This window comes from Candidatus Jordarchaeum sp. (genome assembly GCF_052745115.1).
Genome location: NZ_JBRAKS010000227.1, coordinates 1 through 6,246, shown reverse-complemented (window position 1 = coordinate 6,246; position 6,246 = coordinate 1). Strand labels below are relative to the sequence as shown.

Below are 6,246 nucleotides of genomic sequence, written 5' to 3'. Positions count from 1 at the left end.
AACTTGTTGAGCAAAATACAAGCATATACTTCCCGTATACGGTAAAAAATGGAAACTACGAATTTTAACTTCTTACTAGACCAAGAAAAGGAATAGCAACCGCCCCAGTCACCTTCGCAAGCAGTACCACTCCAGTAGAAAATTAATGCACTAATTAATCGGAAAAAATTTATTGGGAGGTTACATTTTATAACTTAGTTTAATCAGGGGAATATGTTTATGGAGGATATGAAATGAAAAAGGCAATAGTAATCTATGATACGATATATGGTAATACTGAGAAGGTGGCGAAGGCATTAGCATCTGGAATGAGTGAACAGGGAGTTCAGGCTGATAGTATCGGTGTAGGAAAAGTCGATATTAACAGATTAAAAGAATATGATTTGTTGGCGATAGGTGGTCCAACACATGCATTCGGAATATCTAAACCGATGAAAGGCTTTCTAAAAAAACTGAAAAACGTGGAGGAGGTTAAGGGTAAAAAGGCTTTTGCCTTTGATACCAGAATGAAGATTCGAATTGCCGGAAGTGCGGCTAAAAAAATCGAAAAAGAGTTGAAGAAGCTCCGAATGAACATTGCCAGATCAAGTTCCTCGGCTATTGTTTTGGGAAGTGAGGGGCCACTTGAAGAGGGCACAGAGGATAAGTTTAAACAGATTGCAGGTGAGATTGTAAAGTTAATATAACTGAATGAGTTTATTATAATTATTTCAATAGGATTAGGCTACACTTTTAATTTTAAAGCGTGAATTGAAAAGGAATTTGAAGTTTAACTCGAGAGAAGGTGATTCTTTTGGGGTTCCCTGAGCGAAAAAATAAATCAAATACTAGCAACAGGTGACGCAGTTAAGCTCTTAGAGTGGGATAAAAATTTTGGTTCATACACATGAAAATATACCTGCGGTAATCACTAAAGCGGAGGGCATCACGCTTGTCGATGCTCATGGAAATGAATTTCTGGATTTCTTAGCGGGAACCACCTGTGTTAATATAGGCTATGGAAATCGTGAAGTTATAGAATTTATTGAAAAGCAGCTAGAGGCAACAGCTGGCCTAATTGGTTTGGCATTAAATCCTTCCTCCGCTAAGCTAATGAGGGTACTAGCAGAGATAGCACCAAAGGGTTTGAGTAAATCCCTTATGATTAGTGGAGGTTCTGAAGCTAATGAAATGGCTCTAAAAATAGCCAGAAGATGCACAAAGAAATTCAAAATCGTCACAAGATGGGGCGGTTATCATGGAAACACGGCTGCTGCTTTGAGTGCGAGTGGCGTTCTTAATTATAAAATGGACTTTGACCCGTTATTACCCGGCTTCATCCATGTTCCTCCACCAAGAGAAGACGTGCTGGGACAGCGTTGGTGGAAGCTTTATAGTTGACCCTTTGGGCAACTATCTCGCAGGTCCAGAGTTGAGAAAGGAAACCATCCTTTATGCAGATATTGACATGTCAACCAGAGCAATAACAAAAATCGTCTTTGACGCTGTAGGCCACTATACTCGGTGGGACATATTATCACTAAATATTAATGACCAGCCATACCAACCTCTAAGACGTGTTAAGCTGCACGAGCAGAGGAGAATTGAAGTAGACGTGGAGAAACTTGAGAAAATCGCCGAAAAATTAGATTTAACCGTAGAGAAGGTTGAATCCGTTATAAAAGAATTGGAGAAAATCGAAAAGTAATAAATGGGTCCAGCATTTCTTAGGTTTTTGCGGAAAAGTGGAAAAGTGGGAAAGCCCTTATACGGGTGAAAAATCCTACGAACCTAAGAACAGCTGGTCTCGAATTTTTTTTATGAAAATATTTTTATACAACTTCGCCTAAACGATATGTATAATAATACATATCGAATTGATAGGAAATTAAAACTTGAAAAGTCTGATACTTCCAAAGGTCTTCTTCTCTTTTAAGTAGACCACTCTGATACCGGAAAAATTTAGGGAATAAACATGAGCGACGATTTAAAACTGTCCAGAGGAGTCGGCGTAAAAATTCTAGCCGTAATTTTAATCACTGGTATAATACTGGGAGGTACTGCTCTATACTACGGATGGTACGTTCCACAGAGAGAACAGCAGCAACAAAATGTTTTGAGCTGGTTTGGTTTGCCAACGGGGAACGTTAACATTCTCTGTGCAGGAAGCTTATCCAAGGTTTTGACCAAAGCGGCCCAGCAGTTTGAGGCAAAACATCCTGGAATTACTATTTTCATTTCCGCCCACGGGTCGCTGGAGTGCATTAACCTTCTAAAACAGGGCATGCAGTGCGATATAATATTTGTTTCCGATTTCAAGGTAATCAAAAACAACCTGTATCTGGTTCCCTTACCGTCGAATCCCTCCATAAATTATGCCGATTGGTGGGTAGACTTTGTAAGAAACCAAATCGTCATCGCCTACAATCCAACGACCACAGTGGGCCAATTAATAACAGACACCAACTGGTACACAATCCTAACCGCAGGGCAAGGTAAATGGGCGCGAGCTAACCCCGACGCCGACCCGTGTGGTTATCGAACACTTATTGCTCTAAACATAAGCGACACCTACTATCCAGATCATTCAGATGAATATCCTAATTATCCCCTAGGCGGCGTACTAAATTATGTGACGAATCCCGGTTGTCCAAATGTGGTGGTGGCGGCTAAGGAGTCTGATATAATGGGACCCTTGCAGGCAGGGCAGTACGATGCGGGGTTCACTTATCTTAGTCTTGCGATTCAGTTTGGTTTACCATATATTGAACTTCCAGCTAATGTTAGTCTAGGTGATGCGTCACCGGAATACGATGACTGGTATTCTTTGTGGTCAATTACTACTCCTGCAAAAACCTACTGGGGCTCGGCTATTAAGTACGCTGCATCGATTCCGAACACCGTCAAAAATGTTTACTGGGCTATTGAGTTTCTGAGGTTCATGTTATCACCTGAGGGACAGGCTATACTGGCTAATGGTGGACAGCCACCAGTTAATCCACCAGTGGCGGAGGGCAATATTGCAAAAATTCCTAGTCAAATATTAAGTCTCTGTACCTACTAATCAAACCCAATTTAAGGAATGTGGAAAAAAAGTTAGAGGGTGACATCAATGGTTAGTTGGAGTAAGCTGAGTATTTACACCGTCGCTATTTTTGTTTCGGGGATAACTTTTTTCATAATTTTTTTCTTATCGCCTTTAGGAGCTCTAGTGTATTCTACGATAAATCCATTTTATGCTGACCCGGCTTTTTTCCAGAGAGTTTATAATATTTATTTAAGTTTGGGTCCGGTGGAGGCTTTTAAGGAGTTTATGAGCATGGTGGGGAACCCGATTATCAATTCGTTGCAGAGTGATATCATCGTTAGTGCGATTCAGGTGAGTTTGATCACCACGGCTTTTTCGAGTGTTGTGTGTATCGCTTTTGGTATGCCTTTGGCTTATATTCTGTCTAGATACAATTTTTGGGGTAAGAATGTTCTTGATACTGCAGTGGATTTGCCTATGGTTCTTCCCCCTACAGTTGCAGGAATCAGTCTCATTTTGTTCCTGGGTCCTAATACGCCTCTGGGGAGCTTCCTTAACAATAATGGCATTGAGATAATTTTTACGTGGAGGGCCATCATCTTGGCGCAAATTTTTGTTTCTGCTCCATTTTTCATAAGATCTGCTTCCACAGCCTTTTCGGGGGTTCCCAAAAATCTTGAACTTGCGGCTAAAAACTTGGGTGCGTCTCCGATTAGAACCTTTTACACCATTACACTACCTCTTTCGGGAAGAGGGGTTTTTGCAGGTTGGGCAATGATGTGGGCCCGGGCGATGGGAGAATTCGGAGCGACGATAATGGTTTCCAACAATGTGCCGGGTCAGAGCTACACCCTCACAACCGCTATCTACTGGCAGTTTTGGGCTGGTGGACTATTCCAGAGTATTTCAGCCGCAGTTGTTTTGTTAATTATTGCGTTTGTGGTTTTGGTCTCTGTCCGCATACTAATGGGTAGGGGCTGAATTAAAAAATGGCGTTCTTAAAGATAGAAGGAATAAGTAAAACCTTCAGAGAACCAGTAAACTTGAGAGAGAGGCTTTGTGGTTTAAAGAGGGAAAACCCGGTTTTGAGAGAAATAAGTTTTGAGGTGGAAAAGGGCGAGTTACTGGTCATACTGGGTTCCACCGGCTGTGGAAAAAGCACCCTTCTAAACATAATTTGTGGTCTAATCCCACAGGATTCGGGACACTTATACTTGGATGGAGAATGTATAGATAATCTTCCTCCAAATAAGAGGGAGGTTTGCTTGGTTTTTCAAGACTTCTCTCTTTTTCCACACCTGAACGTGGCGGACAATATCGCTTACGGTTTATTAACGCGTAAAATAAAAAAAGAAATAATAGTTGAGCGTGTCAAAGAGATTTTGAAAAAGTTAGATTTATATCAGGTAAGGTATCGCAAGCCAGAAACCTTGAGTGGTGGGGAGAAGCAAAGGGTGGCGCTTGCCAGAGCCTTGGTCGTTCAGCCCAAGCTTCTGCTTTTTGATGAGCCTCTGAGCAACTTGGATGTCAACGTTAGAAAGAGTGTGAGAAGCGAAATTTTGAGAATCCAGAAGGAGTATGATCTGACCACTATCTACGTAACCCACGACCAATATGAGGCTAGAGCCCTAGCTAACCGCGTGGCCATAATACATGAAGGTAAAATAGAGCAGATAGGAAAGCCAGAGGACATCTTTTACAAGCCTGAAACCGAATTTGTTGCTTCTTTCACCGAGGCCGAAAACATCCTTGAGGGTAGAGTCTTGGAGAACCGTCCCCACGAGGGACTCTCAGAGGTAATTGTGGGTGACGTCAGAATTAGCACTCCGTTTGACTCAAACCTGCAGATAAATCAAGAGGTGAAATTGATGGTAAGACCTGAAGACATTATTATCGCCAAGACGAAACCAGTAACAAGTGCACGTAACGTCTTAGAAGGAAAGGTATCCAATATTTCACATCACGGCTCTCTCTTTAAGCTAGAAATAAACGTAAATGGGGTACCCGTAAAGTGTTTAATTTCAAGAATTTCGCTAGAAGAATTCGGAATCAGCCAAGGATCAAATTTGTATGTGGTGTTTAAATCTTCAGCAGTTCACATTATTAAATGAAAATTGTTAGACAGAAGGAATGCTTTTACAAGAGCATACATTACATTTTTTCAGCAATAGTTTTCCCAGTTCTAAGCAGTGCTGTTTCAAAGCATATAAAGAATTTTTTAAGAAGAAATTATTATGATCTCTTTCTCAGTTAGTACGAAGTCTACGGGAATATCGTGTTCCTGTGCGAGTTGAGAGAAGTCTTCGAAAACCTGTAGGGAGTGAACCAGAGTTCCAGACAAGATATTTGGATTTCTATCTTTTAAATAAGCTAGCTCTTTATCACCATAGCCTGAACCCTTTCCTATACGGTTACCCTTCAAATCAACTGCTACACTTCCTACCACCGCTATATCCACTCTTCTGGTTAAAAGTTCACCACTCCTGATTAGATCCCTAATGGTCACATTTGCGCGAGTTCCCGGTTTCATCATTTTAAAACTCTTCATATGAGGAGTAGAGTAAGCTAAAATCTTACCGTCTGCCAGAACTAAGCGTCTGAGGGGTATAAGAACTCCATCCGGCGGGGAGAAGATACACTCTGCTTTTCTGTACTCATCTAGTTTTCTAATTTGCTTACTTGCCTCTACCGCACCTACGAAATTCGGTATCCTACCATGTGGTGGATAAGGAAAGGCGGCTACTTTCTTTTTAATAATAAGGTTCCATACGTAGTCTCTGAGTTCCATCTTACTTTTCCACATTTAGAGAAATCCTCCAAAACACTTCAACTGCTTTGTTAATATTATTGAAGTCAGCTTTTATATGATATTAGCCTGTTTGTCCGGAATATTGATCGGAAAGCAATATTGTTTAAAAAAAGAAAAATCAAAAAATGTCAGTAAAATATTATAAAAAATATTAACTCTACAATTTTAAACCTGTTTTGTTAGCGTGTTTTGTTGCTACCTGTTTTTCCCTAATTTTTTTCTTTTAAGTGATATTAAACGGGTTTCAACTTACATGGGTCTTCGTAGGTATGTGTCAGCATACCTGTCGTAGGCGATGTAAGTCTGGGGCTTCACCGCTTCACACAGCGGCCTCACGGGTTCATTGGCTGCCTTCTGCTTCGCCCCGGTCAGGATGTACCCACCCGCAATCGCTGGCTGGATGTCGCCGTTCCGCCGTCGTTTTGCGGGG

At 41.2% G+C, this 6,246-nt stretch carries 8 protein-coding genes; 6 read left to right on the top strand and 2 right to left on the bottom strand.

Annotated features, from left to right (window positions below):
- Positions 1-233 precede the first annotated feature (233 nt).
- The 6 genes from ACUVXA_RS14420 to ACUVXA_RS14395 all read left to right on the top strand — a co-directional run bounded on the left by ACUVXA_RS14420 (position 234) and on the right by ACUVXA_RS14395 (position 5,118).
- Complete coding sequence (locus ACUVXA_RS14420; protein WP_445871977.1) at positions 234-686, top strand: flavodoxin family protein; 453 nt, start codon at positions 234-236, stop codon at positions 684-686.
- 187 nt (positions 687-873) lie between these two features.
- Entirely contained in the window at positions 874-1,380 is a 507-nt protein-coding gene (locus ACUVXA_RS14415; protein ID WP_445871976.1) for an aminotransferase class III-fold pyridoxal phosphate-dependent enzyme, read from the top strand.
- Between the two features lie 31 nt (positions 1,381-1,411).
- On the top strand, positions 1,412-1,687 hold the full coding sequence (locus ACUVXA_RS14410) for a hypothetical protein (RefSeq protein WP_445871978.1): 276 nt from the start codon (positions 1,412-1,414) through the stop codon (positions 1,685-1,687).
- 267 nt (positions 1,688-1,954) lie between these two features.
- The gene (locus ACUVXA_RS14405; protein ID WP_445871975.1) at positions 1,955-3,043 is read left to right on the top strand and encodes an extracellular solute-binding protein; all 1,089 of its coding nucleotides are present in this window, start codon (positions 1,955-1,957) and stop codon (positions 3,041-3,043) included.
- Positions 3,044-3,091: 48 nt separating this feature from the next.
- The gene (locus ACUVXA_RS14400) at positions 3,092-3,988 is read left to right on the top strand and encodes an ABC transporter permease (protein WP_445871974.1); all 897 of its coding nucleotides are present in this window, start codon (positions 3,092-3,094) and stop codon (positions 3,986-3,988) included.
- Positions 3,989-3,996: 8 nt separating this feature from the next.
- A complete protein-coding gene (locus ACUVXA_RS14395; protein ID WP_445871973.1) occupies positions 3,997-5,118 on the top strand; it encodes an ABC transporter ATP-binding protein in 1,122 nt (373 codons plus the stop codon).
- Between the two features lie 107 nt (positions 5,119-5,225).
- Here ACUVXA_RS14395 and ACUVXA_RS14390 read toward each other — a convergent pair whose 3' ends face one another.
- Both ACUVXA_RS14390 and ACUVXA_RS14385 read right to left on the bottom strand, forming a co-directional pair.
- Positions 5,226-5,810, bottom strand: a complete 585-nt coding sequence (locus tag ACUVXA_RS14390) for a 5-formyltetrahydrofolate cyclo-ligase (RefSeq protein WP_445871972.1) — start codon at positions 5,808-5,810, stop codon at positions 5,226-5,228.
- A 255-nt stretch (positions 5,811-6,065) separates the two neighbouring features.
- Positions 6,066-6,246 (bottom strand): hypothetical protein (locus ACUVXA_RS14385; RefSeq protein WP_445871971.1); only part of this gene is annotated, 181 nt, incomplete at its 5' end.